This window comes from Solwaraspora sp. WMMD406, from assembly GCF_029626025.1.
Classification (GTDB): domain Bacteria; phylum Actinomycetota; class Actinomycetes; order Mycobacteriales; family Micromonosporaceae; genus Micromonospora_E.
In genome coordinates this window covers 700,983-727,311 of record NZ_JARUBF010000001.1, presented here as the reverse complement: position 1 = coordinate 727,311, position 26,329 = coordinate 700,983, and the positions used below count along the sequence as shown (strand labels likewise).

Annotated in this window: 24 protein-coding genes; 15 read left to right on the top strand and 9 right to left on the bottom strand. The window is 71.0% G+C overall.

What is annotated here, in order from left to right; all coding sequences use genetic code 11:
* Positions 1 to 15: 15 nt before the first annotated feature.
* Entirely contained in the window at positions 16 to 1,104 is a 1,089-nt protein-coding gene (locus O7632_RS03160; RefSeq protein ID WP_278111279.1) for a hypothetical protein, read from the bottom strand.
* Between the two features lie 191 nt (positions 1,105 to 1,295).
* On the opposite strand from O7632_RS03160, the gene O7632_RS03155 reads away from it, so the two are divergent.
* The gene (locus O7632_RS03155) at positions 1,296 to 3,584 is read left to right on the top strand and encodes an FdhF/YdeP family oxidoreductase (RefSeq protein ID WP_278111276.1); all 2,289 of its coding nucleotides are present in this window, start codon (positions 1,296 to 1,298) and stop codon (positions 3,582 to 3,584) included.
* On the opposite strand, the gene O7632_RS03150 is transcribed toward O7632_RS03155, so the two are convergent.
* The 3 genes from O7632_RS03150 to O7632_RS03140 form a co-directional block, all read right to left on the bottom strand.
* Positions 3,562 to 3,864, bottom strand: a complete 303-nt coding sequence (locus O7632_RS03150; protein WP_278111275.1) for a DUF6457 domain-containing protein — start codon at positions 3,862 to 3,864, stop codon at positions 3,562 to 3,564. The genes O7632_RS03155 and O7632_RS03150 overlap by 23 nt on opposite strands.
* Positions 3,861 to 4,481: an NTP transferase domain-containing protein gene (locus O7632_RS03145; protein WP_278111273.1), complete on the bottom strand. Its 621-nt coding sequence runs from the start codon at positions 4,479 to 4,481 to the stop codon at positions 3,861 to 3,863. Before O7632_RS03145 ends, O7632_RS03150 begins: the two co-directional genes overlap by 4 nt.
* Before the next feature lie 268 nt (positions 4,482 to 4,749).
* Positions 4,750 to 5,511 (bottom strand): transposase family protein, encoded by a 762-nt coding sequence (locus O7632_RS03140; RefSeq protein ID WP_278111118.1) that lies wholly within the window; start codon positions 5,509 to 5,511, stop codon positions 4,750 to 4,752.
* A gap of 249 nt (positions 5,512 to 5,760) precedes the next feature.
* Between O7632_RS03140 and O7632_RS03135 the strand changes: the two genes are divergently transcribed.
* The 3 genes from O7632_RS03135 to fdhD all read left to right on the top strand — a co-directional run bounded on the left by O7632_RS03135 (position 5,761) and on the right by fdhD (position 7,781).
* On the top strand, positions 5,761 to 6,264 hold the full coding sequence (locus tag O7632_RS03135) for a hypothetical protein (protein ID WP_278111271.1): 504 nt from the start codon (positions 5,761 to 5,763) through the stop codon (positions 6,262 to 6,264).
* A 100-nt stretch (positions 6,265 to 6,364) separates the two neighbouring features.
* Positions 6,365 to 6,718: a VOC family protein gene (locus O7632_RS03130; protein WP_278111269.1), complete on the top strand. Its 354-nt coding sequence runs from the start codon at positions 6,365 to 6,367 to the stop codon at positions 6,716 to 6,718.
* A gap of 166 nt (positions 6,719 to 6,884) precedes the next feature.
* Positions 6,885 to 7,781, top strand: a complete 897-nt coding sequence (gene fdhD, locus O7632_RS03125) for a formate dehydrogenase accessory sulfurtransferase FdhD (protein ID WP_278111267.1) — start codon at positions 6,885 to 6,887, stop codon at positions 7,779 to 7,781.
* A gap of 66 nt (positions 7,782 to 7,847) precedes the next feature.
* Here fdhD and O7632_RS03120 read toward each other — a convergent pair whose 3' ends face one another.
* The gene (locus O7632_RS03120; RefSeq protein WP_278111265.1) at positions 7,848 to 8,975 is read right to left on the bottom strand and encodes a DUF4192 domain-containing protein; all 1,128 of its coding nucleotides are present in this window, start codon (positions 8,973 to 8,975) and stop codon (positions 7,848 to 7,850) included.
* A 247-nt stretch (positions 8,976 to 9,222) separates the two neighbouring features.
* Here O7632_RS03120 and O7632_RS03115 point away from each other — a divergent pair, with 247 nt between their 5' ends.
* From O7632_RS03115 to O7632_RS03065, 11 genes are all read left to right on the top strand, one after another.
* On the top strand, positions 9,223 to 10,125 hold the full coding sequence (locus O7632_RS03115) for a fructosamine kinase family protein (RefSeq protein WP_278111263.1): 903 nt from the start codon (positions 9,223 to 9,225) through the stop codon (positions 10,123 to 10,125).
* 71 nt (positions 10,126 to 10,196) lie between these two features.
* On the top strand, positions 10,197 to 11,249 hold the full coding sequence (moaA, locus tag O7632_RS03110) for a GTP 3',8-cyclase MoaA (RefSeq protein WP_278111262.1): 1,053 nt from the start codon (positions 10,197 to 10,199) through the stop codon (positions 11,247 to 11,249).
* A gap of 4 nt (positions 11,250 to 11,253) precedes the next feature.
* Positions 11,254 to 11,553, top strand: a complete 300-nt coding sequence (locus O7632_RS03105) for a MoaD/ThiS family protein (protein WP_278111260.1) — start codon at positions 11,254 to 11,256, stop codon at positions 11,551 to 11,553.
* A 42-nt stretch (positions 11,554 to 11,595) separates the two neighbouring features.
* Complete coding sequence (locus O7632_RS03100; RefSeq protein ID WP_278111259.1) at positions 11,596 to 12,876, top strand: metallophosphoesterase; 1,281 nt, start codon at positions 11,596 to 11,598, stop codon at positions 12,874 to 12,876.
* A 73-nt stretch (positions 12,877 to 12,949) separates the two neighbouring features.
* A complete protein-coding gene (locus tag O7632_RS03095) occupies positions 12,950 to 16,228 on the top strand; it encodes a UvrD-helicase domain-containing protein (protein ID WP_278111258.1) in 3,279 nt (1,092 codons plus the stop codon).
* Between the two features lie 189 nt (positions 16,229 to 16,417).
* A complete protein-coding gene (locus tag O7632_RS03090; RefSeq protein WP_278111257.1) occupies positions 16,418 to 17,425 on the top strand; it encodes a hypothetical protein in 1,008 nt (335 codons plus the stop codon).
* Between the two features lie 222 nt (positions 17,426 to 17,647).
* On the top strand, positions 17,648 to 18,607 hold the full coding sequence (locus O7632_RS03085) for a hypothetical protein (RefSeq protein WP_278111256.1): 960 nt from the start codon (positions 17,648 to 17,650) through the stop codon (positions 18,605 to 18,607).
* Between the two features lie 123 nt (positions 18,608 to 18,730).
* Positions 18,731 to 19,564, top strand: coding sequence for a hypothetical protein (locus O7632_RS03080; protein ID WP_278111254.1), 834 nt, complete (start codon positions 18,731 to 18,733; stop codon positions 19,562 to 19,564).
* A gap of 187 nt (positions 19,565 to 19,751) precedes the next feature.
* Positions 19,752 to 21,074, top strand: a complete 1,323-nt coding sequence (locus O7632_RS03075) for an ATP-binding protein (protein WP_278111252.1) — start codon at positions 19,752 to 19,754, stop codon at positions 21,072 to 21,074.
* A 97-nt stretch (positions 21,075 to 21,171) separates the two neighbouring features.
* Positions 21,172 to 21,717 (top strand): DoxX family protein, encoded by a 546-nt coding sequence (locus O7632_RS03070; protein WP_278111251.1) that lies wholly within the window; start codon positions 21,172 to 21,174, stop codon positions 21,715 to 21,717.
* Between the two features lie 345 nt (positions 21,718 to 22,062).
* Positions 22,063 to 23,562 (top strand): glycosyltransferase 87 family protein, encoded by a 1,500-nt coding sequence (locus O7632_RS03065; RefSeq protein ID WP_278111250.1) that lies wholly within the window; start codon positions 22,063 to 22,065, stop codon positions 23,560 to 23,562.
* Here O7632_RS03065 and O7632_RS03060 read toward each other — a convergent pair.
* From O7632_RS03060 to moaC, 4 genes are read right to left on the bottom strand one after another with little or no spacing between them, the layout of a single operon-like run.
* On the bottom strand, positions 23,549 to 23,983 hold the full coding sequence (locus O7632_RS03060; protein ID WP_278111249.1) for a molybdenum cofactor biosynthesis protein MoaE: 435 nt from the start codon (positions 23,981 to 23,983) through the stop codon (positions 23,549 to 23,551). The two genes, O7632_RS03065 and O7632_RS03060, sit on opposite strands and share 14 nt — an antisense overlap.
* The gene (locus tag O7632_RS03055; protein WP_278111248.1) at positions 23,980 to 25,218 is read right to left on the bottom strand and encodes a molybdopterin molybdotransferase MoeA; all 1,239 of its coding nucleotides are present in this window, start codon (positions 25,216 to 25,218) and stop codon (positions 23,980 to 23,982) included. The genes O7632_RS03060 and O7632_RS03055 overlap by 4 nt, the downstream gene beginning before the upstream one ends.
* The gene (locus tag O7632_RS03050) at positions 25,215 to 25,718 is read right to left on the bottom strand and encodes a MogA/MoaB family molybdenum cofactor biosynthesis protein (protein WP_278111247.1); all 504 of its coding nucleotides are present in this window, start codon (positions 25,716 to 25,718) and stop codon (positions 25,215 to 25,217) included. Before O7632_RS03050 ends, O7632_RS03055 begins: the two co-directional genes overlap by 4 nt.
* Positions 25,715 to 26,206 (bottom strand): cyclic pyranopterin monophosphate synthase MoaC, encoded by a 492-nt coding sequence (gene moaC / locus O7632_RS03045; protein WP_278111245.1) that lies wholly within the window; start codon positions 26,204 to 26,206, stop codon positions 25,715 to 25,717. Before moaC ends, O7632_RS03050 begins: the two co-directional genes overlap by 4 nt.
* Positions 26,207 to 26,329: the final 123 nt, after the last annotated feature.

Sequence of the window (26,329 nt, the reverse complement as noted above, 5' to 3'; positions counted from 1 at the left end):
GCTGACCCGCACCGGTCAGAGATACATGCCGGTACGGTGATTGCCGGTGTCGCCACGGGCCGGCTTGTCGCCGTCGCCGAAGAACCGCTTGCCGCCGAACTCCCCGTGCAGCCGGTCGTCGAGCTCGTCGGCAAGACCGGTCATCACCTGGACCGCCAACATCAGATGTGTCGGCTGGAAGTTGCGGCCGAAGACCGGCACGGACGCCCAGACCGTGTCGTTGGTGCAGTAGAGCCGGCCGATCGGCATCCGGTTGGTCAGCTCCGACAGCTTGACGTAGAGCTGCTCGGTCGGCTCGACCTCGGTCAGCACCGGAGAGAACACGTCGACTAACGGCGGATTGTCACGAATTCGGACGAAAACCATCGCCGATCCGGCCCGGATCCCGATGTCACCGTCCGCGTCGACGTGCAGATGTTCGGGGGTGCTGCGCATCATCGTGGCCACCACCGTACGAACCTGCTCGTCCAGCGGCAGCGCGGGACCGGACTCGTCGTCGGTGCCGTCGTCGGCGAGAACGTCGTCGGCCGGCAATCCGAGGTGGTCACCGAGCGACGACTCGGGGCGGGCGGTGCCGAACGGCTCGACCTCGATCGGCGCGTCGTCGTCGCCGCGTACCTGATAGACCAGGAACGCCGGATGCGGTGCGCCGTACACGTCGCGCAGCGTCCGGGCGACCACCGACGCGAGCCGGTTGGCCTCACCGGTCGTGGTCGCCAGCCCGAAGTCGTTGCCCGAACCCGGCACCACACCCGGCGGCGACCAGCCGAGCGCGACCAGATCGGCGACAGCGGACCGATCCATCCGGTAATCCGCCGGCAGGGTGGCGTTGCTGACCGCCGACCCGTTCAGCCGGTCCTGCAGGCCGATGCTGATGCCGACCGAGTAGATGGCGTCGCCGGTGCCGGACGCGGTCGGATCCAGGGTGAGCACCACCTGGGCGCCGGCGGGCAGCGTCGGAAGCGTGGCCGCCAGCGCAGTGGCGAAGTCCCGCCACGCCTGAGTGACCTTGTCCCGCAGGTCGGCCGTGTTCGGTTCGTCGAGCAGGATCGGCTCGTAGCCCGACGATTGACTCCCGCTCGCCTGATCTCCTGTTGCCGGCACTGCTCCCCCACGACGGTCAGCTCGGTCTTGCTGTGCGCACACCCTACCCACGTCACCTGCTGGCCAGACCAGCCCCGGTTACGGTCGGAAAGCCGGCACCGTCGGGTCAGCACCCGGCCCGACCCGCGATGAGCTGCGACGACGGGCAACCGAAGGTCGACCTGACGAGCACGGCGTGAGATGGTTTCGGTATGGCCCGTTCCGCTCCCCGCGACGACGCCGGTGACCGCGGCCTGACCGTCGGCGAACCGGCGACCAGCGCGGCCGGGCTGCCGGGTGTCACCCACGCGCTGCGCGCCGGCGTCGCGCAGATGGGGGTACGCCGTACCGCGCTCACCCTGGCCCGGGTCAACCAGCCCGGCGGCTTCGACTGCCCCGGCTGCGCCTGGCCGGAGCCGGCCGCCACGCACCGCGCGCACGCCGAGTTCTGCGAGAACGGCGCCAAGGCCGTCGCCGAGGAGGCGACGCTGCGCCGGGTCACCCCGGAGTTCTTCTCCGCCCACCCGATCAGCGAACTCGCCACCCGATCCGACCACTGGCTCGGCCAGCAGGGCCGGCTCACCCACCCGGTGGTCCGCCGGCCCGGCGCCGACCACTACACGCCGATCGACTGGGACGAGGCGTTCCGGCTGGTCGCCGACCAGCTGCAGGCACTCGACACCCCGGACCGGGCCGCCTTCTACACCTCCGGCCGCACCTCCAACGAGGCCGCGTTCCTCTACCAGCTGTTCGCCCGGTCACTGGGCACCAACAACCTGCCGGACTGCTCCAACATGTGCCACGAGTCGTCCGGGGTGGCGCTGCTCGGCACCATCGGCATCGGCAAGGGGTCGGTGACCCTCGACGACCTGCACCGGGCCAAGCTGATCGTGGTGGTCGGGCAGAACCCCGGCACCAATCACCCCCGCATGCTGTCCGCCCTGGAAAAGGCGAAACGCGACGGGGCCACCATCGTCGCGGTCAACCCGCTGCCCGAGGCCGGGCTGATGCGGTTCCGCAACCCGCAGCGCCCCGGCGGGCTGGTCGGTGCCGGCACCCCGCTGGCCGACCACTTCCTGCAGATCCGCATCGGCGGCGACCTGGCCCTGTTCCGGGCGATCGGGGCCCTGCTGGTCGCCGCCGACGCGGTCGACACCGACTTCGTCGACACCCACACCACCGGGTACGCCGAGTACCGCGCCAGCCTCGACGGGCTCGCCGGCCCCGACGGGCCCGACTGGGCGGCGGTGACCGCCGCCACCGGGCTGGACCGGGCCCAGATCGTCGAGGTGGCGAAGCTGTTCGCCGACTCCGAGGCGACCATCGTCTGCTGGGCGATGGGGCTGACCCAGCGGCAGGACTCGGTCGACGCGATCCGCGAGATCGTCAACGTCCAACTGCTGCGCGGCATGATCGGCAAGCCGGGAGCCGGGCTGTGCCCGGTCCGTGGGCACTCCAACGTGCAGGGTGACCGGACCATGGGCATCTGGCACGAGCCGCCGGCCTGGTTGCCGGCGCTCGGTCGGCAACTCGGCGTACCGATGCCGACCGGGACCGGGTTGGACACCGTCGGCGCGATCCGGGCGATGCGTGACGGCGATGTCCGCGTGTTCGTGGCGCTCGGCGGCAACTTCGCCGCCGCCAGCCCGGACACCGCCGTGACCGAGGCCGCTCTGCGTTCGTGCGCGCTGACCGTGCACGTGTCGACCAAGCTGAACCGCTCGCACGCGGTGCCCGGTCAGACCTCGCTGATCCTGCCCTGCCTGGGCCGCACCGAACGGGACCGGCGGGCCGGCGGCGACCAGTTCGTCACCGTCGAGGACTCGATGTCGGCGGTGCACACCTCCCGGGGCCGGCTCGCCCCGGCCAGCGAGCATCTGCTGTCCGAGGTGGCGATCGTCGCCCGGCTGGCCCGTGCCACGCTGCCCGACTCGCCGGTGCCGTGGGAGGCGTACCAGGCCGACTACGCGATGATCCGGGCGACCATCGCCGAGGTCGTGCCGGGCTTCGCCGACTTCGAACGGCGGGTCGCCGAGCCGGACGGTTTCGTCCTGCCGCATCCGCCGCGCGACCGGCGATCGTTCGCCACCGCGTCGGGCAAGGCCGCGTTCACCGTGAGCCCGTTGACGGTCATCGACGTGCCGGCAGGTCGGCTGCTGCTGCAGACGATGCGCAGCCACGACCAGTACAACACCACGATCTACGGGCTCGACGACCGTTACCGGGGCATCCGGGGCGGACGGCGGGTGGTCTTCGTGCACCCGGACGACCTGGCCGCGCTCGGCTTCGCCGACGGTGACCTGGTGGACCTGGTGTCGGAGTGGTCCGACCAGGTCGAGCGCCGGGCCAGTGGGTTCCGAGCGGTGAGCTACCCGACGGCGCGCGGATGTGCGGCGGCGTACTTCCCGGAAGCGAACGTGCTGGTGCCGCTCGACTCCACCGCCGCCGGCTCGAACACCCCGACGTCCAAGCAGATCGTCATCCGCCTGGAGCCGGCCTGACCTCACCTGGCGCGGGCCTGACCTCATCTGGAGCCGGCCTGACCTCACCGCCGCCGTAGGCGCGGGCCAGGGCGGCCAGCCGGGCGCCGGCTTCGACCGGGTCTGCGCCTCGACCGACGGCCACCCCCAGCAGGTACGCGGTGACCGGCGCGCCGGGGCGCAGTACGTTGTGCGCCACGTCGCGGGCCAGGTCCAGCACCACCGGCACCGGCACGTCGTCGGGATCGAGGCCGAGTTCGGCGGTGGCCACCGCCAGCCACTGGTCCATCGTGTCGCTCATCGGCTCCACTCCTGCGCCTGCCGCACGTCCTGGTCGGTGTCGCAATCGAACCACGGTGGCGGGCCGGGGTCGCGCCAGGTGACCTCGGTGACGGTCAGGTCCGCGAGCAACGCCCGCATCGACGCCCCGGCCAACGCGCCACCCCGTCCGGTGGCGAGTCGGGTGATCGCGTCGCGTAGCGCAGCCGTACGCCACACTCCGCAGAGCAGTTGCCGCCGGCCGGTGTCGTCGACGTACAACGCCCCGGCCGCCGGTTGGTCCCGGGCGGCGTCGACGAGCAGGTCCACCGCGTGCGCGGTGAGCAGCGGCAGGTCGCCGGCGAGCACCGCGACCATGTCGACGCGTACCCCGGGCTCGATGTCGGGCCGGGTCAGCGCTGCCAGGCCGGCGGCGGTCGCGGCGACCGGACCGGCACCGGGCGGCTCCTCCCGTACGGTCAGCACACCCGGCGGCGGATCGGCCAGTAGGCCGACGACGACGCGTGGGTCGGCGCGCGCGACGGCCGCCAGCACCCGGTCCCGCATGGCCACCCCATTCACCGGTACGCCCGGTTTGTCGACGCCGCCCATCCGGCGCGCCGCGCCACCGGTCAACACGATCGCCGCGAGTTCGGTCACACCTTGACGGTACGGGGAACAGCGCGACGTGCCCGGACCTGCCCCCCATGCCCGGTATAGGCCGAAAGGCTCCCCGCATCGCTGGCCCAGCCAGCGACGCAGGATGGCGATCTTGTCGCCAGATCGGCTGGCGCGGGGAGCATCTGTGTGGCAGACTAGCTACATAGTTCCCCACCGTCCTCCGGGACTGGTGGGGTTTTTTTATGCTCGAGTAGCATGTTCCCATGACAACCCTTCGCGCCACCATCGTCATTGATTACCAAGAGGTCTATTCACAGGCCATCCTGTAGAAGTGCAATCCGATAACACAGGAGATCGTTTCTGTGAAGGTCGCGAGCGGTCTGCGGTAGTCGGTGTGCAGGATCCGCCATGTCTTCAGGTTCGCGACGACCTGTTCCACAACCCAGCGGATCTTGTTGACCTGCCTGTTGTATTCCTTCTGCCATTCCGCGAGCTCGCCACCTTTGGGCTTCTTGTACGGGGTGATCATGCCGTTGCCGACGTAGCCCTTGTCACCGATCCAGTCTCCGGGATTCAGGGTGACGAGGACCCCGGTGTCGTTGATCGCGTACGAGTCGTGGTGGTTGCCGGTGACGGGATCGGAGATCCAGGCGAGCGCGCCGTCGAGGGTGCAGGCGACCTGGACGCTCATGCCCGTGGTCTTGTGCTTGCCGGAGTACAGACAGCGGTGCGTGCGCCATGACCAGCAGGGAAGCAGGGTGCCGTCGACGATGTACTGGTCGGTCGGGCTGAGGTCGTCGGCTGTCGGTACGAACTCCGTCAGCACGCGATCGAGGACCGGGGTGATGCCGGTGACCGCTCGCGAGATCGTCGGCTGGGAGACGCCGTGTGCTTCGGCGATCTCCGCTTGGACGCGGTTGCGACGCATGTAGGTCAACGCGACGACGACAGCGCGGTAGAGACCAAGGACCGGGGGCCACGGCTCCACATCCAGATCCTGGCATTCCGCTCGGACCAGCACGCAGAGGTCGCGGATCTGGTCCGTGGTGAAGCCAGTGGTATGATACATGTTCGGCGGTCCGCTTTTCTTTGTGATGTTGTGTGGTAACTCCATCCTACGGAAGAGCGGATCGTCCTTTTATTGGGGGTCTACTGTAGCGGGTCGGAGGCCTGCTGAATAAGCCTCCAAAATGTGCACCTTACCGGACACGGACTCTTCGTCGCGCACCAAGGCCTACCAAAACATGAAACCTTGATACATCCCTTACACTTCGCCAACCAATTATTGAAGACTCGAAACGACCTACAAAAACCAGGCATGGCACATGCAGAGCTACATAAAGTGCTCGTCTATCGAGGCGAGCCATCACCCGATCACGACCCAAGCGGACACCGCAGAAACCAGATGCAAAAAGCCGAGTGGGAACGCGACCCGCGTGTATCGGTAACCCTACGACCACTCAAGTACAGATACCATTACGACGAATACGGCAAACCAGCAAGCGACCCCTCCGGGAAGCGCATCGTGATCGGTACGCCACAAGAAAAGGGTGTTGATGTGCTTTGCGCCCTAGCCATGGTTCGGGAGGCCCGCCGCGAGGAGGTCGACCTTGTCATCCTCGCCGCCCAGGACACCGACCTGATTCCGGCCCTTGACGAGGCCCTCCTTCTTGGCACCGCCAAGATCGAGACATTCAGCTGGTACGAACCGAACAAGCCTCATGGCCGCCAACAACTGCGTCCTAGCGTGAGGCAGATCTGGAACACCCGACTTCGGCACACCGATTTCCTCAATTGCCGGGACACAACCGACTATTCCTGACTCAAGGCCTGGCTGCGTAGTGCGGCAACTCAAGGGACACTTGACCGCACTACGCCGCCATCGCCCAACGACTACGGACGCGCGAAGGTAGCGTGGCGGGATGATCGGACGACTCTCAGCGATCGTGCTCGACTGTCCGGACCCGCAGCGGCTGGCCCGGTTCTACTGCGAGTTGCTCGGGTACGAGATCACCCGGATCGACGGCAGTTGGATCGACATCTCCGCCGGAGACGGTCCACGGATCAGCTTCCAGCACGCTCCCGACCACCAGCCGCCCCGCTGGCCGGACCCGGACCGGCCGCAGCAGATCCACCTCGACGTCCGGGTCGACGACATCGATCAGGCCGAGCGCGCCGTGCTCGCGCTCGGTGCGACGAAACTGTCGGACGTCGAGCCGGGCTTCCGGGTGTACGCCGACCCCGCCGGCCACCCGTTCTGCCTCGAGTTCGACTGAACACTCTGAATCTCTGATCGAGGGAACACCCATTGTCGTCACGCGTGGCGGATGACGACAACGGAGGTTCCCGCGCAAGCCGCAGATGCACCGCAGACACCTCGGTCGAGCCGTGATCAGCCGGACCGATGGCCGGTGACCGATGGCCGGCGGCAGGATGGGTGACATGGGCAGGGCAGGTGAGCGCCGGACGGTGCTGCGGATCGAAGTCGGCGACGAGAGCGGTGCCGGCGGCACAGGCGGCGGAACCGACACGCCCGCAGCGGCCCGGCGGGTACGCCGGATGGACACCGTGGCCGGCGAGGAGCCGCTGGAGATCCGGGTCGGGCCGGCCGGGCCGGCCGGGCCGGCGCGGCGGCGTCCACTGGCGGTCACCATGCGTACGCCGGGCCACGACATCGATCTGGCGATCGGGTTCCTGCTCACCGAAGGAGTGATCCGGTCGGCCGACGACGTGCTGACCGCCCAGCTGTGTGCCGGCACCGACAGGCCGAACACGTACAACGTCGTCGACGTGACCCTGGCCGGCCACGTGCCGCCGCCGGATACCGACCCGGCCCGCAACTTCTACACGACGAGTTCGTGTGGGGTGTGCGGAAAGGCCAGCATCGACGCGATCCGTACCCGGTCGCTTTTCGACTTGGCCGCCGACCGGACCACCGTCACCGCCGAAGTGCTGGTCGGCCTGCCGGACCGGCTGCGCGCCGCCCAGCAGGGCTTCGACCGGACCGGCGGACTGCACGCCGCCGGCCTGTTCACCGCCGACGGGCAACTGCGGGCGGTCCGCGAAGACGTCGGACGGCACAACGCCGTCGACAAGGTGATCGGCTGGGCCGCGCGCGAGGAGTTGCTGCCGCTACGCGGTCACCTGCTGCTGGTGTCCGGGCGGGCCAGCTTCGAACTGACCCAGAAGGCGTGGATGGCCGGTATCCCGATGCTGGCCGCGATCTCCGCGCCGAGCAGCCTGGCGGTGGCGCTCGCCGAGGAGGCGGGCATGGCCCTGGTCGGTTTCCTGCGTGGATCGACGATGAACGTCTACGCCGGTGCCGACCGGGTCGGTTGACTGGGCGCGGTGCACGGGCGATGGTGGCTCTCACCGGCGTTGGCGGCTCACTGGCGGCGGCTGCTCCTACGGGCGGCGACGGCCAGCGGGGCGGGCGCGATCGCGCCGCTCACTGTCCGGGCGACGACGGCGACCGCGCCGACGATCGATGCGACCGGCCCGTCCGTCGCCACCGTCCTGATCCCGTTTGGGCCAGTCACCGAGCGCCGCTGGTGAAATCCCACGCACCAGTACGTCGTCCATCAGCCGGGCCATCGAATAGTCGGGCTCGGTGTCCAGCACCCGATCGAGGGCGACCCGCGCCAGCGCTCCGTTGCCGAGCCGCCAGGCGGCGAAGGCGAGCAGGCTGGCCGGCCCGGCGGCCAGTTCCGGTTCGGCCCGGCGCAGCACGTCCTGCCAGAAGGTGACCTGCCACGGCTCGTCGGTGATCCGTTCCCAGGCGTAGTCGCGCACCGCCAGGTCGGTCAACAGCAGGGTGAGCCAGGCGACGTCGTCATCGGTCGGAGCGGCACCTCGACGCTGCCGGTCGAGCAACAACCGGATCGTCTTCTCGCCGGCCCGGCGCAGGGTACGGGCACCGAGCAGATCGCTCGGCGGGGCCTGGTCGACCAGTGCGGACCAGCGGACGCGGGCCCGCTCGGTCGCGGCCCGCAGCGCCTGGCGGGCCACACCGGTGACCGGCTCCACCTGTTGCCGCAGGGCCGTCCGGTCGGGCAGCGCCACCTGGCCGGCGACGGTCGCGGCGACAGCCAACGGGCTGACCCCGGGCGCGATCTGACGGCCCTCCGGTGGGCAGCAGGTCGGATCGTCGCAGTAGTAGGACCAGTAGCGGTCGTCGGTCACGCGCAGCGCGTCCAACAGCGGGATGCCGAGTTGACGCAGGGCGTTGGCGGTCACGTCCACGGTCGGGTCGACGGTGTCGGCCGGGCCGTAGCCGAGTACGACGGCGGCGTCCACCCGTTGGCGGTCGACGATCGAGACCAGTTGGGCGGTGGCGGCGGCCCGGATGTCGGCCGGTACGGCGTCGTCGAGCAGGTCGGCGCGGGCGGCGAAGATCACCGACGCGTCCCGCATCCCGACCACGACCACACTGTCGGTGGGGTGGAAACCGATCAGGTACGGCACGGCGGCGATCAGGTCGGCGGGTTCGCGGACGGTGAGGGCGACGGATTCGGCGGGATCGGTGGGTGTCATGCCGGAACTGTTCCGCCGGCCGGCCGACCGGCGCGGCCACCTCCGGCCCGTCTGTGGACGACACGCCGACTTATCCACAGCTACTCTGCGTATTTGTCCAGGTGGGGCGATTCCGCGCCCTTGGCGGTTACCCGGCGAAGCGGCCGGTGGGACAGGTCGGTGGGGCAGGCCGGTGGGGCAGGTCGATCGGGCAGATCGACGGACCGGCCCGGTGGATGGTACGGCGATGGGGGCTACCGTGCGACACATGGATCTGGCGTACCTGCGGGCCCACCCGGAGCACCTGCCGACGTTCCTGACCCACCAGCGGATCCGGGAGACACCGGTGACCGGGGGCAGCATCTGTACGGCGAGCCGGCTCACGCTCGACGACGGCAACTCGGTGTTCGCCAAGTCCTGGCCGGAGCGGGCCGGGCGGCCGGTGCCGGACGGCTTCTTCACCACCGAAGCAGCCGGGCTGCGTTGGCTGGGCGCGGCGGCCTCGGCCGGCGGTGCGCCGGTTCCCGAGGTCGTCGTCGCGCTGCCCGGACTGCTGGCGTTGGAATGGATCGAACCGGGCGAGCCGGATCCCGTCGCCGCCGAACGGTTCGGCCGGGCCCTCGCACACACCCATCGGGCCGGGGCGGAGCATTTCGGCGCGTACTGGCCGGGCTTCATCGGCGGGCTGCCGCAGGACAACACCGTGGTCACCGGGCAGCCCTGGTCGGCGTGGTTCGCGCAGCGCCGGCTGGCACCGTACCTGCGGATGTCGGCGGACGACGGCGCGCTGTCGGCTGCGGAGGTCGCGCTGGTCGAGCAGGTGATCGACACGATCGACGGGTACGGCGGGGAGGAACCGCCGGCACGGATCCACGGCGATCTCTGGCCGGGCAATCTGCTCTGGGCGGCGGACGGTCGGTGCCGGCTGGTGGATCCGGCCGCGCACGGCGGACATCGGGAGACCGATCTCGCCCAGTTGGCGCTCTTTGGTGGGGCGCCGTACCTGGACCGGATTCTCGCCGCTTACCAGGAGGAATGGCCGTTGGCGGACGGCTGGGCGGCCCGGCTGCCGGTGCACCAGTTGCATCTGTTGCTGGTGCACACCGCGTTGTTCGGGGCGACGTACCGGTCGGCGGTAGCCGGCGCGGCGCGGCGCGCGTTGGCGGGCTGAGCCGCGCCCGCGTCCGACCGAGCGCCGGGCTGGGGCGGCCGGAGTCGGCGGCGGCGCGCTACCGTCGGCGGATGGAACCGAGCGCACGGCCCGACGGCGACGGGCTCGCCGACCGGTACGGGCGGGTCGCCACCGACCTACGGGTGTCCCTCACCGACCGGTGCAACCTGCGCTGCTCCTACTGCATGCCACCGGAGGGTCTGCCCTGGCTGCCCAGCCCCGACATCCTCACCGACGAGGAGGTCAGTCGGCTGATCGGCGTCGCCGTCCGGATGCTGGGGGTGACCGAGGTCCGGTTCACCGGCGGTGAGCCGCTGCTGCGCCCTGGGTTGACCCGGATCGTCGCCGCCGCCGCCGCGCTGCGTCCCCGACCGGTGCTGTCGCTGACCACCAACGGTATCGGGCTCGACCGGCTCGCTCCCGGGTTGCGCGCGGCCGGCCTGGACCGGGTGAACGTGTCGCTGGACACTCTCGACCCGGAACGTTTCGCCCGGCTGGCGCACCGCCGTCGGCTGCCCGACGTGCTGGCGGGGCTGGCGGGTGCGGCGAGCGCCGGGCTGACCCCGGTGAAGCTCAATTCGGTGCTGCTGCGCGGGATCAACGACGACGAGGCACCAGCGCTGCTGCGGTTCGCCCTCGATCACGGCTACGAACTGCGGTTCATCGAACAGATGCCACTCGACGCGCAGCAGGCCTGGGACCGTACCGAGATGGTCACCGCCGCCGAGATCCTCGCCGCGCTGCGGGCCGAGTTCACCCTGCTGCCCGATCCCGCCGAACGGGGCGGCGCGCCGGCCGAGACCTGGCTGGTCGACGGCAGTACCGCGCACGACGGCAGTACCGCGCACGACGGCGGGATGGCCCGCGTCGGGGTGATCGGCACCGTCACCCGACCGTTCTGCGGCGACTGCGACCGTACCCGGCTGACCGCCGACGGCCAGGTACGGGACTGCCTGTTCGCCCGACACGAGTCCGACCTGCGGACCGCCGTACGCTCCGGCGCCGACGACGAGGAACTGGCGCGGCTCTGGCGCGTCGCGATGTGGGGAAAGCGGGCCGGACACGGAATTGACGATCCGACGTTCCTCCAGCCCACGCGGCCGATGTCGGCGATCGGCGGCTGACTGGATGGCCACTGGAGACAGGCCGACGGGTGCCGGAGACACGAGGACGGCCGCCGGAGACACGATCACGGTGCGATACTTCGCTGGCGCGCGGGCCGCCGCCGGGCGGGCCGAGGAGACGCTCGGCGCGGGGCTCGACCACGCCGCCTTCGTCGCCGAACTCGCCGACCGGCACGGTGAGCGACTGGCCCGGGTGTTGGCGGTGGCGGGTTTCCTGGTGGACGGCACCACCTGGCAGGATCGTCAGACTCCGCTGCCGCCCGGTGTGACCGTCGACGTCCTGCCACCGTTCGCAGGTGGCTAGGCTCGTCGACAGCTGGACAGCTGCCGAGAAAGGCCACGAAACGTGCTCGCCTTGCTGGGATTCGTCGGGACGCTCACCCTGATCACCGGCTTGATCCACCTCTACCTGTGGAAGCGGCTGATCCGGGACACGACAAGGCCGGGCCGGTTGCGGTGGGCCGGCAGTATGCTCGCCGTCGGCCTGGCGGTGCTGGTTCCGGCCACCATGGTCAGCTCCCGGTCCGCCGGCCTGTCCTGGCTGGCCTGGCCGGGCTACGTGTGGCTGGCGGTCATGTTCTACCTGCTTGTCGCCCTGCTCGCGCTGGAACCGCCGATGCTGGTGGTCCGGCTGGTCGGCCGGGCCCGCGCCCGCCAGGTGGGGACCGTCGGCGAGCTGGCGACGACCGTGCCCGTCGAGCCGGCCGCTCCACCGCAGCCGGCCACCGCAGTCACCGCACTACCGCCGGCCGGCGAACCGGCTGGCGGGGTGCCGGACCCGGGTCGCCGGTTGCTGATCGCGCGCGGCGTGGCGATCTTCGCCGGGCTCACGGCTGCGGGTATCACCGGGTACGGCGTCCGCACGGCCCTCGGTCCGCCCCGGCTGGACCGGGTCCAGGTGCCGCTGGCCCGGCTGCCCCGGTCCCTGGACGGTCTGCGCATCGCCACTGTCTCCGACATCCACATCGGCCCGCTGACCGGACCGGCGCACACCGCCCGGATCGTCGAGTTGATCAACGGTTTGAACGCCGATCTGGTGGCGGTGGTCGGCGACCTGGTCGACGGTACGGTCGGCGAACTCGGCCGGGCCGCCGCCCCGCTGGCCGACCTTCGCTCCCGGTACGGCGCCTTCTTCGTCACCGGCAATCACGAGTACTACTCCGGCGTGACCGAATGGGTCGCCGAGGTCGATCGGCTCGGCATGCGGGTGCTGGTCAACGAGCGTCGAGAGATCGTCACTCCGGGTGGTGTCATCGATCTGGCCGGGGTCAACGACCCGACCGGGGAGACGATGGCGGCCGACGCCGGTCCGTTGGCCGGCCCCGACTACGACCGGGCGCTCGGCGACCGGGATCCGGACCGGCCGGTGGTGCTGCTGGCCCACCAGCCGGTGCAGGCCACCGAAGCCGCCCGGTACGGCGTCGACCTGCAACTGTCGGGGCACACCCACGGCGGCCAGATCGTACCGTTCAACCTCGCGGTCCGGCTGGTGCAGCCGGTCGTGTCGGGTCTGGGCGAGGTAGACGGCACCCAGGTCTACGTCACCAACGGTGCCGGTTTCTGGGGGCCTCCGGTACGGGTCGGCGCCCCGCCCCAGGTGTCTCTGGTCGAGCTGCGGAGCCGCTGAGTGAGAGTCACGTCTCGTGGGTTTCCGCGCGTGGCGACACGCCGAAGCCGGCGTCGGCGTGCCAGGATGCGGCGTGCCCCCGTACCGCGCCGTGCCCTCCCCCGGCTCCGCCACGGGTCCCGGATCCTTCGTCGCCGACCTGCACATTCATTCCCGCTACTCCCGTGCCTGCAGCCGCGACCTGAACATGTCCAACCTGGCCTGGTGGGCCCGGCGCAAGGGCGTGAGCCTGCTCGGCACCGGCGACTTCACCCACCCGGCCTGGTTCGACCACCTGCGGGAGTCGTTGCGCCCGGCCGAGCCGGGGCTCTACCGGCTCAGCCCGGAAGCCGAACGTGACGTGGCCCGGCGGCTGCCGCCCCGGCTCGCCAGCGAAGCCGAGGCCAATCCGGTCCGCTACCAGCTCAGCGTCGAGATCTCCACCATCTACAAACGCGACGACCGTACCCGCAAGGTGCATCACCTGATCTACCTGCCGGATCTGGACGCGGTCGCCCGGTTCAACACCGCGTTGGGGCGGATCGGCAACCTCGGTTCGGACGGCCGGCCGATCCTCGGGCTGGACTCCCGCGATCTGCTGGAGATCACCCTGGAGGCCAGCCCCGACGGCTATCTGGTGCCGGCGCACATCTGGACCCCGTGGTTCTCGGCGCTCGGCTCCAAGTCGGGCTTCGACGCGATCGCCGACTGCTACGCCGACCTGGCCGGGCACATCTTCGCCGTGGAGACCGGGCTGTCGTCGGATCCGGCGATGAACTGGCGGGTGTCCAGTCTGGATGGCTACCAGCTGGTGTCGAACTCCGACGCCCACTCACCGCCGGCGCTGGCCCGCGAGGCGACCGTGCTGGCCACAGCGATGGACTACTACGCCGTACGGGAGGCGTTGCGCACCGGCGCCGGGCTGGTCGGCACGATCGAGTTCTTCCCCGAGGAGGGCAAGTACCACGCCGACGGCCACCGCAACTGCGGGATCAACTGGGCGCCGGAGCGGACCCGCCAGGCCGGTGGCCGCTGCCCGCAGTGCGGCAAACCGCTGACCGTCGGGGTGCTCAGCCGGGTCACCGACCTCGCCGACCGGGCCGAAGGCCACCGGCCGACGAACGCCAAGCAGGTCACCCACCTGGTGCAGCTGCCGGAGATCGTCGGCGAGATCAACCGGGTCGGGGCCCGTTCCAAGACCGTCGAGGGCCAGGTCGTCAACCTGGTCGCCGCGCTCGGTTCGGAGCTGGACATCCTGACCACGGTGCCGGTCGACGAGATCCGCCGCGTCGGCGGCGAACTGCTCGGCGAGGCAATCGAGCGGCTGCGTCGCGGTGAGGTCCGTCGGGTGCCGGGTTACGACGGCGAGTACGGGGTGATCAGTCTCTTCGCGCCCGAGGAGCTGGGCAGCGGCGGCGGGGCACCGCAGCCGGAGGCGCTGTTCGACGTACCCGCGCCCCGGCAGCGCCCCGCCGACGAGCCGGCGGCGGCCGACGCCGCCGCCCGGTCGGGTAGCGGTGCTCGGGCGGCCGGCGGCGAGACCGGCGGCCGCCGCGGCGGCCGGACCGGAGCCCGCGCCGGAGTCCGCGCCGGCCGGGCGACCGCCCAGGCCGACCCGCCGCCGATCCCGCCACCACCTCCGCTGTCGCCGCACGAGCCGTTCGAGCCGATGCTGGCCGGCATGGAGGAGGTCGGCACCGGGTTGCTGGACCGGCTGGACGCCATGCAACGGGTGGCCGCCTCGGCACCGGGCGGCCCGCTGTTGATCGTGGCCGGGCCGGGTACCGGCAAGACGCGGACCCTCACCCATCGGATCGCGTACCTCTGTGCCGAGCTGAACGTCTACCCGGAGCACTGCCTGGCGATCACCTTCACCCGCCGGGCCGCCGAGGAGCTGCGGTCCCGGCTCGACGGGCTGCTCGGCCCGGTCGCCGAGGACGTGACGGTCGCCACCTTCCACTCGCTGGGTCTGGCCATCCTGCGCGACAATCCGCAGGCCGCCGGGCTACCGGCGACCTTCCGCATCGCCGACGACACCGAACGGGCGCAGGCCCGCACCGAGGCCGGCGAGGACGACGCCGCGTACGCCAAGCTGCTGCGCGGCCAGGACCTGGTCGACCTGGACGAGCTGGTCACGTTGCCGCTGCGGATGTTGCGCGACGACCCGCGACTGGTCGAGCGGTACCGGGACCGGTGGCGGTGGATCTTCGTCGACGAATACCAAGACGTCGACGCCGATCAGTACGAACTGCTGCGGCTGCTCAGCCCGGCCGACGGCAACCTGTGCGCGATCGGCGACCCGGATCAGGCGATCTACTCGTTCCGGGGTGCCGACGTGGGCTACTTCCTGCGGTTCTCGGAGGACTTCGTCGACGCCCGGCTGGTCCGGTTGGCCCGCAACTACCGGTCCGCCGCCCCGATCCTGGCCGCCGCGGTGCAGGCGATCGCGCCGAGTTCGCTGGTCCGTGGGCGGCGGCTGGAGCCGGCCCGGCTGGATCCCCAGGCCCCGCTGGTCGGGCTCTACCCGGCGGGTACGGCCGGCGACGAGGCGGCGTTCGTCGTGCGTACGGTGGACGAACTGGTCGGGGGGATCTCGCACCGCTCGTTGGACTCGGGCCGCATCGACGGTCAGTCCTCGACCGTGTCGTTCTCGGACATCGCCGTGCTGTACCGGACCGACGCCCAGGCCGGCCCGATCGTCGACGCGTTGTCCCGGGCCGGGGTGCCGGTGCAGAAGCGGTCGCACGACCGGTTGCGTGACCGGCCGGGGGTGGCCGCGATCGCCCGTGAACTGCGGCACGCCAGCAACCTGGGCGGTTCGCTCGCCGCACGGGTACGCCTGACCGGTCAACTGCTCGCCGAACGGCTCACCGCGCCCACTCTCGACTCGCCGTCCGGGCCGTCGCTGGCCCCGGCCGACATCTGGGCGGCGGTCGACCTACTCACCCCGCTCGCGTTGCGCTGCGGCGACGACCTGCCGACGTTCCTGGCCCAGATCGCCACCGGCGCCGAGGTCGACGCACTGGATCCGCGGGCGGAAGCGGTCACCCTGCTCACCCTGCACGCCGCAAAGGGCCTGGAGTTCCCGGTGGTCTTCCTGGTCGGCTGCGAGGACGGGTTGCTACCGATGCGGTTCCCCGGCAGGACACCGACCGACGACGACGTCGCCGAGGAACGTCGGCTGTTCTTCGTGGGCCTGACGCGGGCGCAGGACCGGCTCTACGTGTCGCACGCCCGGCGGCGGGTTCGGCACGGGCAGGAGCGGGAGACCCGACCGACACCGTTTCTCGACGCGATCGACGCCGGACTGTTCGACCGGCTCGGCGACGACGGCCCACGTCGCCCCAAGGACCGTCAGCTCCGTCTGCTGTAGGGCGATCGTCCGCGCCGGCAGGCGGCCATCCGACAGCGGTTCGCATTGACCGGGCACGGCTCCTGACTCCACAGTGTTATCACCGTGCGCCTTCAGCAGCGCACCATAAGTGATCTCGCTGATGCTCCCGGCGGACCCGCCCGGAGCGGTAAGGAGCCCACCATGCGCCGACCGTCCACCCTCGCCACTGTGACACGTACCCCCCGTACCCTGGCGTTGGCCGCCGTGCTGGCCCTCGCCGCGACCGGCACGCTCACCGCCGCACCCGCGCCCGACCCCGCTGCGGCCGACTCCGGTGAACGGCACTACCACGCCATCGACCTGGGCTTCACCGCCAACTACTACAGCCTGACCATGAACGACCGGGGTCAGGTCGTCGGCAGCAGCACCAACCACACCTACCGCTGGCAGGCCGGACGGCTGACCCTGCTGGCACCGCCGCCCGGATTCACCCGGTTCACCGTCGGCGACATCAACGAACGCGGCACGGTCGTCGGCACCGCCTGGGCGGGCGACGGCACCTCGCAGGCCGCTGTCTGGCGCCACGGCACGTTCACCCTCATCGACCGGATCGCCGGCAGGGCGGCGTACGGGATGTCGATCAACGACTGGGGCACGGTGTACGGCACGAGCGAATCCGTGACCTCACCCGATCAGAGCTTCCTCTGGCGTGCCGGGACGCTGACCCCGCTGTGGCACAACAATCCGTACTCCTCCCAGGTCGGCATCAACAACTGGGGCGACATCGTCGGCCAGTACGAACCATTGCCGGGCTACCCGTGCCTGTGTCGTGGTGCCCGGTGGCACGACGGCGAGCTGACCGACCTCGGCGACCTGGGTGGCACGGGATGGTGGCTGAACGAACCGACCGACGTCAACAACCGCCGGGAGATCGTCGGCAACTCGGCCACCGCGGCGGGTGAAAGCCACGCGTACCTGTGGCGCAACGGTGTGATCCGCGACCTCGGTACGCTCGGCGGGCGCGGCAGCGCCGCGGCGGCGATCAGCGACCGGGGCGTGATCGTCGGCCTCGCGCACACGGTCGACGGGGCGGTGCATCCGTTCCGGTGGCAGGGCGGCACGATGGTCGACCTGACCACGGTGGGGCTGCGGGCCACGGACCGCGTCGTGGACGTCGACAGCATGGGACGCATCCTCGGCGTACGGGACGGCCGGGCCACCCTCTTCGTCCGCTGACCTCTTCGTCCGCTGACCAGGCACGAGCGGCGTCGGGTTCCTGACACGGCGTGGGCGGGCGGGGTGGCCGGCATCGGAAAGTCCCGACGAATCGGACGGTCCACGGCGGGTTGGCGTTCTTCCGGGAGGTGAGCTCATCGGTAGGCCACGCTACGGTGACGTCATCATCGCCGTCCCAAGCGGGTGGCCAGGATCGCCCCCCGCCGCGCAGGAGGACAGGACATGGCGCAATACGGACCGCCCGGCGGGCCGTACCCCGGTCAGCAGCCCGACCGGTGGCCCGATCGTGAGCCGCCGGAGCAATATCGGGAGCCCTCGGATCCCTGGGGCGGCAACGACCCGTGGGGTGACACGCCCGCCGGTCAACCGGCACCCAGCGGTCCGGCCGACGGCTATTCGACTCAGCCGGGCTACGGGGGCCAAGGCTGGACTCCGCAGCGCGAGCAGCCGTGGCAGGGCGCGAGCGGGCCGGACCAGCCGTGGTCGCCGGACGGGGGAGACCAGCACTGGTCGGCGACGACGGCGCAGCCGGGCGGTTCGGACCAGAACTGGAACACCGCCACCCGACCCGCTGGCGGCTGGGCCGGTGAGCAGGATTCGACCTGGCAGGTGGGAGCGGGCCAACCGGCGGCTCCGGCGCCCGGCCCGGCGTGGGAACCGGGCGGTGGTGGCGCGGGTCGGCCGCCGAAGCGAGGCGGCTTCAGCACGACTCTGGTCGCGGTCGTGATCGGGCTCGCCGTGCTGCTCTGTGGTGGCGGCGCGACCGGCGTCTACCTGATGACCCGGCCAGATCAGCAGCAGACCGAGCTGGACCAGACGTTGCCGACGACCGATACGCAGGTCGTGCCGACCGTCGACCCGCCGGCACCTACCGAGACGCCGGACGTCGACCAGACCACCCCGGCTCCGACCCCGACGCCGACCTCGTCGAACGACGCCCGCTTCGTCAGCGAGGGGCAATGTGTGCGCAACGAGGCACCGTCGGAGGACGAGACTCCCGTACTGACGATCACCGAGTGCGACGATGGCACCTACGAGGTGCTGGCTCGCTTCGACGGAGTCACTGACGGTGAGGAAGACGCGAAGACCAAATGCGCCGACGTCGAGGGCTACACCAACTGGTACTTCTTCAACAGCCAGCTCGACGCCTTGGACTTCGTTCTCTGCCTCAGGCAACGGTGACGATCATGGCCGGGCGGCCGGTCCGCCGTTGGCGACAGTTGGTTACCGTGGCCGGTAGCACGGTCGGTCCGCGCCACGCCGCCAGATCGCACCGACCGCCGCAGCGACGACGCTAGGGAGATCATGTCCAGCTACGGTCCGCCGGGCTACCCCGGTATGGGACAGCCCGACGACCCCGCCGGCCAGCCCGGCCAGCCCGCCTACCCCCAGTACCCGCAGGGCCCCGCCTTCCCGCCGCCACCCGAGTATCCAGCCGGCGGCGGTTACCCTCCGCCACCAGGGGCACAACCGGTGTCCGGTGGCGGATATCCCGATCCGACCACGGCTTATCCCCCGGGCTACGAGCCGGGCGGGCAGCCGGCGGGGTACCCGGGCGGCGGCTACCCACCGCCGACGTCCGGTGGTGGGTACCCACCACCGCCGGGCTCCGGTGGCGGTTTTCCACCGCCACCCGGTCCGGGCTGGGGCCCGGCGCCGGGCATGCCCGGCGGTCCTCCGCAGCCGCCGAAGAAGTCGAAGACCGGGCTGATCATCGGCCTGGTGATCGGCGCGGTGGTGCTGCTTCTGTTGTGCGGCTGTGGCGCGATCGCCGCCTTCGCGCTGATGGAAGGCGACGGTACGGGTGCGACCGGCGCACCGGTCGTGACCGCCGAGCCGTCGCCGACTGAGGACGATCCGGATCTCGACGCCACCACCCCGCCGCCGGGATCCGGCGGCAACAGCGACCTGATCGTGGTCGGTGACTGTGTGGTCAACGACGGGACCGACGACGATGCCGTACTGCGGAAGGTGCCGTGTGATCCCGGCACGTTCGAGGTGCTGGCGCGCATCCCGCTGACCACTGACACCGAGCGGTGCAACGATCCGGTCTTCGGCCACCCGGACACCGACACCACCTACACCAACGACAGCGAGCAAACGATCCTCGACTACGTGCTCTGCATGAGGGAACTCTGACGACCTGGTCGCCAGCCAGGTGCATCGGAAAGACTAGGGCTGTCTAGCGTGCCAGCTAGACAGCCCTAGTCTTTGCTCGACGGCCCGACAGCTCGACGGCCCATACTTGTGCCCGGCGATCTCGACATGCTCGCGGTTTCTATCGAGTTCTAGCGCTGACGTTAGACGACCCGATACGGTGCCAGACGTGGACCCGATCCGGAACCCGTACGCGCCCGGCGCCGGCCAACGACCACCGGAACTCGCCGGGCGAGGACGCGAACTGGACGTCTTCGACGTCGTCCTGGAACGCGTCGCACGTGGCCGGCCCGAGCGCAGCCTGATGCTCACCGGCCTGCGTGGAGTCGGCAAGACCGTGCTGCTCAACACACTGCGTTCGCAGGCGATCACCCGGCTCTGGGGTACGGGCAAGATCGAAGCCCGGCCGGACCAGTCGCTGCGTCGGCCGGTCGCCGCCGCGCTGCACATGGCCGTACGCGAACTCGCCCCCCGCCACCGGGCACCCGACCGGATCGACGACTTCCTCGGCGTACTGAAGGCCTTCGCGTTGCGCGCGAACCCGACGACCGCCGGACGCGGCACGCCCGCTCGGCTGCGGGACCGCTGGCAGCCCGGCATCGACGTGCCGGCGGCGACCGGTCGCGCGGACTCCGGAGACATCGAGATCGACCTGGTCGAGCTCTTCACCGACGCGGCGGCGGTCGCCAGCGACGTCGGTACGGGCATCGCGCTGTTCATCGACGAGATGCAGGACGTCGGTGGCGACGACGTCTCCGCGCTCTGCGCCGCCTGCCACGAACTGTCCCAGCAGGGCGGACCGCTGATCGTGGTCGGGGCCGGACTGCCACACCTTCCGGCGGTGCTCTCGGCGGCGAAGTCGTACTCCGAACGCCTGTTCCGGTACCAACGGATCGACCGGCTGGACCGGGTCGCCGCCGACCATGCGCTGACCGCGCCGGCCGGCCGGGAGGAGGTCGAGTACGACGCGAAGGCGCTCGACCTGCTGTACGACAAGTCGGGCGGATATCCATACTTCGTTCAGGCGTACGGCAAGGCGACCTGGGATCACGCCCCGCGCTCGCCGATCACGGCCGCGGACGTCCGGGTCGCCGCCCCGGAAGCCGAAGCGGAACTCGCGGTCGGCTTCTTCGGGTCCCGCTTCGAGCGGGCCACCCCGGCGGAGCGCGAATACATGCGGGCGATGGCCGCCCTGGCCTTCCCCGGCGAGCACCGCGCCGCCACCAGCGCAGGTGGGGGCGGCGACGACGAAAACGGCGGCGGGGACACCGACCGGCAGCTCAGCGGCGGCGAGCAGCACCGTGGCGACGGCGACCCGGACGTCGCGGTACCGACGGCGGAGATCGCCCGGTCACTCGGGCGCAAGCCGGCCAGTCTGTCCCCGGCCCGCGACGCGCTGATCAAGAAGGGGCTGATCTACTCGGGTGAACGGGGCACGGTCGCCTTCACCGTTCCGCATTTCGGCCGATATCTACGGACCCAGCCCAGCTGACCGACCAGGGCGTCGGGGCGGGCCGTCGCCGACGAGTCGGGGCACCGGCTGGGTCGTTCGATGGGTAGCGGGGTGTGCGACCGGGTATGACTGAACCATGAGACCCGTACGTACCACGGCTCGCGCGTTGCTCAGCGGCATCTTCATCGTCAGCGGCGCGCGGGCGGTAGCCAACCCCGAGCCCTACGTGGAGCAGGCCAGGCCGGTGACCGAGCGGGTCGGGCCGGTGCTGTCCCGCGCCAACCAGCACATCCCGACCGACCCGTCCAGCATGGTCCGGATGCACGGTGCCGCCCAGCTCGTCGGCGGGCTGCTGCTGGCCACCGGTCAGTTGACTCGACCAGCCGCAGCGGTACTCGCCGGGTCGCTGGTGCCGACCACGATCGCCGGCCACCCGTTCTGGTCGGTCGCCGATCCGGAGCAACGGCGACTCGATCAGGTGCATTTTCTCAAGAACCTCGGACTTCTGGGCGGGCTGCTGCTCGCCGTGGCGGATACTCAGGGACGACCGGGGCTGCGTTGGCGGACGGACCGCGCCGTGCGACACGGTCGACGCCGGGTACGGCGGGCGGTGCGCTCGGCTCGTCGGGACGCCCGGCTCGCGCTCCGCTCTGCGGCTGTCGCCCGACGGCTACCAGGCTGACCGCCCCTCGGGGGGAGCCGGCGGTCCCGGGTGGCGCGGCGGGGCGCAGCGCGGCGCAGGCTCGGACCGCCGGGTGCCACGCGCAGCGGCGTGACGGCTACGCCTCCGGGTGCCGGCCAGGTCCTATACCGAGGTAGATATCGGACATCGGCGCGGGTTTGGCATCGAGGACCACGAAATATACAGAAGGCACCACAGAGCGTTAACCAGCTGGAAATATCGCGAACTAGTGTGGGATCGGACACGGTAGGGTAACGCGCCCGCTATCGGACCCCCGCTCCGTTCTAGGCTCGGACCGGCACCTGACCGCAGGTGCCGTCTCGACGACATGGGGGTGGCTCGATCATGGTGACGGACGTCGGAAGACAGGTCCGTCGCCTGACCCCACTGCGGAAACGTCACCTGGCTCCGCTTCGTCGCGCCGTACGCGATCTCGACCGCCGTACCCTGATCAGACTCGGCATCGTGGCGATCGCCTGCTACGCCGCCTGGTCGGCGATCGGCGCCTTCGGACGGCCGTACAACTTCTTCGACATGCGGATCTACCACGGTGCCGTGGTGTGGTGGGCCAGCGGAGCGGAGTTGTACGAGTTCGTCGCTCCGGACACCACGCTGGGCTTCACCTATCCGCCGTTCGGTGGGATCACCATGCTGCCGATGGCGCTGCTGCCGATGGTCGCCGCCGGCTGGGTCAACGTCGTCCTGAGCGTCGCGGCCCTCACCGTGGTGTTGGCGGTGCTACTCGGCCCGATCGCCGATCGTTGCGGGTGGCCCCGCTGGTTCGTGGTGGCGCTCGCGGTGCCGCTGGCGGTCGCGATCGAACCCGCCCGGGAGACCCTCGGCTACGGACAGGTCAATCTGCTGCTCTTCGGCCTGATCATCGCCGACCTGGTGGCGTTGCGGTGGCGGGCGGCGCCGGTGCCGCACCGACTGTCCACCGGCGGACCGCTACGCCGGCTGTTCTTCAGCGGCATCTGGGCCGGTGCCGGGATCGGTCTGGCCACCTCGATCAAGCTGACCCCGGCGCTGTTCATCGTGTACTTCCTGGTCACCAAGCAGTGGCGGGCCGCGATGACGGCGATCGGCACCGCGGCGGCGGTCACCACCGGCACGATTCTCGTCGCCGCTCACGAGTCGACGGTCTACTTCACCTCGATCATCTGGGACACCGGCCGGGTCGGGGTGGCGGACATGACCCCCAACCAGTCGCTCGCGGGTGTCCTGGCCAGGCTCTACGACTCGATGCAGGCCCCCGGGCTGCTCTGGCTGTCGTTCGCCTCGCTGGTACTCGCGCTCGGGCTGTCCCGGGCCGCCCACTCGCACGCCGACGGTGACGAACTCACCGCGTTCACCTTGATCGGACTGACCGCCAACGTGATCAGCCCGATCAGCTGGTCGCATCACCTGGTCTTCGTGATTCCGGCGATCATCGTGCTGGCCGACGCCGCGCTGCGTCGCCGCAGCGCCAGCCGGGGTCTCATCTCCCGCAGCACCTATCCGCCGACCGGTGCCGGGATCAGCGGCGTGGCGGGACTGCGTACGCCCATCTGGTTTCCGGCACTGACCGGTCTTCGGCACGCGGGTGCCGCGCTCGGCCTCTACCTGGTCTTCCTGATCTCGCCGATCTGGCCGTACGAGCACAAGCTGCCGCAGGTGTCGCACTACCACGACGGGCTGTTCGGCGTCGTGATGGAGAACTCGCTCGGGCTGGCACTGATCGCACTGGTCGCGGCGCTGCCCTGGCGTCCCGGTGCCGAGCCGGCGTTCTACACCGATCCTCGGCCGCAGCTGCGCCACCGCCACCGCCACCGCCCGGCCAGCGCCGCGAACGTCACGGGCAGTTGACCCACTCCTCGGTGCCATCGGCGAAGAACTGCCGCTTCCAGATCGGCAGTCGCGCCTTCGCCTCGTCGACCAGCCGGGCACAGGCGGCGAAGGCCGCCGCCCGGTGCGCCGTACTCACCGCGGCGACCAGCGCCACGTCCCCGATCGCCAGTTCACCCACCCGGTGCGACACCGCGACGGCGTACACCGCCGGGTCGGTGGCCACCTCGGCGGCGACCGCCCGGAGCACGTCCGTGGCGCTGGGGTGACCTTCGTACTCCAGCCTGGTGACCGTCCGGCCGTGGTCGTGGTCACGCACCACGCCCTGGAAGGACACCACCGCCCCGGCCCGGCGATCGGCCACGGCGGCCTCGTGGGCGGCCGGGTCGAGCGGCGTCGTGGTCACCGTGACCAGGGCCAACCGGCTGTCGGTACGCGTCATGGTCGCTCCCCGGAACGCAACGGCAACGGTACGACGGGCACCAGGTCACCGGCCTGGCCGGTGCCACCCGGCGCGATCACCGCGAACCCGTCGGCGGCGGCCAGCCCGCGCAGCATCGCCGAACCCACGTGCCGCAGCGGGTACGCCGTACGGGTCACCGGGTCCAGCCGGACCAGGGCCAGATGGGTGAAGTCGCCCCGGCCCGGGATCGGCGCGCCCAACGGATGGTGGGGCAGCACCGGATCCGGTTGCCCGTGCAGGCCGGCGAGCAGCGGTGCGACCAGCGACACCAGGGCCACGATGGCGGACTGCGGATTGCCGGGCAGTCCGGCGACGAAGCGGTCCCGCCCGTCGGGACCGGTGACCCGGGCGACCAGCATCGGGAACCCGGGGCGGACCGCGACGGTGTTCACCACGTATTCGGCGCCGAGTTCGCGCAGTGCCGGATGCAGATGGTCGACGGGCCCGTGCATCGTCCCGCCGGTGGTGCAGATCAGATCCGCCTCGTCGAGGGCGGCCCGGAGACCGTCGACGTGCGCTGCCAGGGTGTCCGCGACCGGGCCGACCACCGCCGTGGGTGCCGGCTGGCAGCCGTACCGGCGGAGCCAGGCCGGGACCGCCGGGCCGAGCGCGTCGCGGACCCGGCCGGCACCGGGCCGACCGGTGGTCAGCAGTTCGTCACCGAACACCAGGACCGCCGCCCGCACCGGCCGGCGTACCCGGAGCCGGTCGTGGCCGCAGGAAGCGGCCAGTCCGATCAGGCCGGGATCGATCGGCGTGCCGGCGGGCAGCAGGTGTTCCCCGGCCGCGGCCTCCTCACCGGCGGCGCGCCACTCCGGCGTCGTTCGCGGGGTGCCGAGCACGTTGCCATGGACGTCGCGGCTCGACTCCTCGACCCGCAGCACGCTGGTGGTCCCGGTCGGCACCATCGCCCCGGTGGCGATCTGCACCGCGCTGCCGTCGGCGGTCAGCGGGGCAGGGGTGGCGCCGGCCAGCACCCGCCCGACCACCCGCCACGGTGAGTCGCCGCGTACCGCCCAGCCGTCGACGCTCGCGGTGGGAAACGCCGGTAGGTCAGTCAGGGTGGTCAGCTGCTCCGCGAGGGTGCAGCCGTCGATCTCCGACAGCGGCAGCTCGACGTCGGGCACCATGGCGGCCCGGCCGGCCGCGTAGACCCGTTCCCGGGCGGCGGCCCAGTTGACCGGCGCGTCGTCGGGTGGTGGGGGGACGTTCACTGGTCGAGCGTATCGGTCGGTTCGCGAGGGTGGTCGCCACCGCTCAGCTGGTCGAGGGCATGGCGCAGGATCGGCGTCAGGACGGCCAGACCGTCGCGGGCCCCGCCGGTGGAGCCGGGCAGGTTGACGATCAGGGTGCGGCCCGCCACTCCGGCGGTCGCCCGCGACAACGCCGCCATCGGTGTCGCCGACCGGCCGGCGGCCCGGATCGCCTCGGCGATTCCCTGGATCTCGTAGTCGAGCACCGCCCTGGTCGCTTCCGGGGTCCGGTCGGTCGGGCTGATGCCGGTGCCGCCGCTGGTGACGACCAGCTGGACACGGTCGGCGACCGCCTGCCGCAGAGCGGCCGTCACCGGTTCACCGTCCGGCACGATCACCGGTTCGTCGACCCGGCATCCGAGGTCCCGCAGGCCGGCGACGAGCAGCGGGCCGCTGGTGTCGGAGTAGATCCCGGCGGCCGCCCGGTTGGAGGCGACCACGACCCGGGCGTACGCGGTCACGACCGGTCCGCCGGACGGTGCCAGTCCCCGGTCTTGCCGCCTTCCTTGCTCAGCACCCGTACCTGGTCGAGGCTGGCCGCCGGGTCGACGGCCTTGACCATGTCGATGAGGGTCAGCCCGGCGGTGGCGACCGCGGTGAGCGCCTCCATCTCCACCCCGGTGCGGTCGGCGGTCTTCGCGGTGGCGGTGATGTCGACGCCGTCGGCGGCGAGGACCAGGTCCACGGTCACGCCGTGCAGGGCGATCGGATGGCACAACGGGATCAGGTCCGGGGTGCGCTTGGCACCCATGATCCCGGCGATCCGGGCGACCGCCAGCGCGTCGCCCTTGGGCAGGCGGTCACCGCGCAGCAGCTCGACCACCTCGGCCGTGGTGCGGATCCGCCCGGCCGCGACGGCCCGACGCGGATTGGCCGCTTTGGCGGAAACGTCTACCATTCGGGCCGCGCCCGATTCATCAACATGGGTCAGGTTCTGCGCCTCAGTCACCCGGTGAGCCTAACGACGTGCACCGGTTGGCCCTGGTTCACCCACACGACTGGCGGCAGAGTTGACCCAAGAGACCGCCGCGTCTTCCGTTCGATCTCGGTGTGAGGTGCAGCCAAGAGGAGC